This window comes from Methylomonas sp. BG-2, from assembly GCF_057766305.1.
Map to the genome: position 1 here is coordinate 1 of NZ_JBYMAP010000386.1, position 2,287 is coordinate 2,287.

At 60.2% G+C, this 2,287-nt stretch carries 1 protein-coding gene; it reads left to right on the plus strand.

The window, feature by feature from the left end; translation table 11 throughout:
* A partial coding sequence (locus tag AC3B8H_RS20480; RefSeq protein WP_488443365.1) for a glycosyltransferase occupies window positions 1-2,287 on the plus strand: 2,287 nt, incomplete at both ends.

Consider the following 2,287-nt stretch of genomic DNA (forward strand, 5'->3'; position numbering starts at 1 on the left):
ACCGCCGCCCGCCTGTTGCGCGGCGACCATCCCTATTACGCATGGCGGCTGATCGACCGGGTAACACGGATTTTTCGACCCAAATCGGTCGATTTGGCGCTGTTGCAAGCCAAGGCACTCGAGCATTGCCAGCACCCGCATGCCGCAACGGAGCTATTGTTCAACGCCAGAAGACGGTTTCCTGACGACCACACATTGACGGCTTATTTGCTGCAACTGTTGGCGGCGCATCCCCTGCCACCCAACGCGAATTCGCGGCAGCTGGCCTGGGCCGCATTGACCCGACACGATCAACCGCTCGATGTGCTGCGGGCAACGCGCATTTTGACCCGTTTCAAGGATTCGCCGATCGGCGCTTGCCGCTTCGACGGCGAAACCCTCAGCGGCTGGCTGCTGAACGCCGAGCAGCAAGCGCCGCTCAGCGTGGTTCTCGACGGCGTTGACTACACGCTGAAACCGTTTCTGGCCACGCCACTGTTACGCCAACACGGTTTGGGCGGCGAGCGCGACGGCTTTTCCTTTAAACTCCCCAACCGCCCCCGGCATATCCGCGTCCATTTGGCGAACAAGGATCTGGCCGGATCGCCGCTAAGGTTCGACGAAACACCCGACGCCGAGACCGCCAGCGATGCCGCGCTGACAATAGCGGAACCAGACGACGCCGTTGACGTGATTGTGCCGGTCTATAAAGGTTACGCGGAAACCCAGGCTTGTCTGAAATCGGTTTTAGCCGCCGCCAATCGCACCACCTACCGTCTGATTGTCGTCGACGACGCCTGCCCCGATCCTTTGTTGGCGGCTTATTTGCGCAAACTGGCAAGCCAAGGCCGTATCACATTAGTAAAACAAGCCGTCAACGCCGGCTTTGTCCAAGCCGTCGATCGCGGCCTGCGGCTCGGCCCACATCGCGATGCAATACTGCTGAACGCCGACACCGTGGTGCACGGCGATTGGCTGGACCGCTTGCGCGACGCCGCTTATCTGGCCAGCGATATCGGCACCGTCACGCCGTTCAGCAACAACGGCGAATTGGTCAGCTATCCGCTACCGATGCAAGCTTGGACTTTACCCAAACCGGCGGTGTTGCAACGTTTGGATCGTCTCTGCGCCGAACTGCCCGCAGACACCGTTGTGGATATTCCGGTTGGCGTCGGTTTTTGTTTATACATCAAACGTCGATGCCTGACCGAGGCCGGCGGATTCGATAGCCGCATGATCGAGCGCGGCTACGGGGAGGACACCGAGTTTTGCCTGCGCGCGGAACGGCGCGGCTGGCGCCACGTTTGCACGCCGCGCGTGTTCGTGGGACATGCCGGTAGCGTGTCTTTCGGGACTGAAAAAGCCGGTCTGGCGGCCAAGAATGTCGCCAAGGTTTACGCCAGATACCCGGACCATTCGGATCGGTACGACCGATTCCTGTCGGAAGACCCGTTGCGACCGATACGACTAGCCTTGCAACGGCAATTTTTACCGATGCGGTCCGGCAAACGCGCGGAATTAGCGCTATTGCCCGCGACCCAACCCGGCGATTTGCGAGGGGAGTGGTTGGCGCAATCTTTAAACGCCGCGTTTACCCTACGGTCCGAGCGCGCGGCGAACGGCGCGTTGACCCTATCCTTGCAAAGCACTCGGACCGACGAACCGTTATTGCTGCAATACCGCTGGCCGCAAGACGAGCGGCAGCTGTGGCAAGACCTATCCAGCCTGAACTTGGACCGCATTGATATTCACCATGTGGCCGATTGGCCTTTTCAACTATGGCCGAAACTGATCGCACTCAATATTCCTTACCGGATATTCTTGAGTGATTATGCCGCGTACTGCCCCCGCATCACGCTAACTCGGACGGACGCGACGTTTTGCGGCGATCCGCCGGCGACCAGCGCTTGCGTCGAATGTATCGATCGCTATGGCAGCCGGCTACCCGACCTGGATAGTCCGGCGGACTTGCGCCAGGGTTCGCGGCAACTGCTGGCAAACGCCAACGGCGTTTATTTGGCCTCGCGGGACGCGTTAAGCCGTTTCCGCCGCCGTTTCACGGAAATCCGATTTCGCTACCGCGCGCCGAATCCGAAATGCAATCCCGAATCCGCCGATAGCATTCGGCCGTTGATTCAGGATCAGCGAGTGCGGATCGCGGTCTTGCAGGCGTCGCGCAATGATGACGGTTTCGCGACGGTACTGGCGATGTCCAGATTGATGGCGGCTCGACGGCTGAATGCAGAACTGATCGTATTCGGCGAAGGCCTGGATGACGGCGCGCTTCTGGCGACCGGCAAGGCTTGGG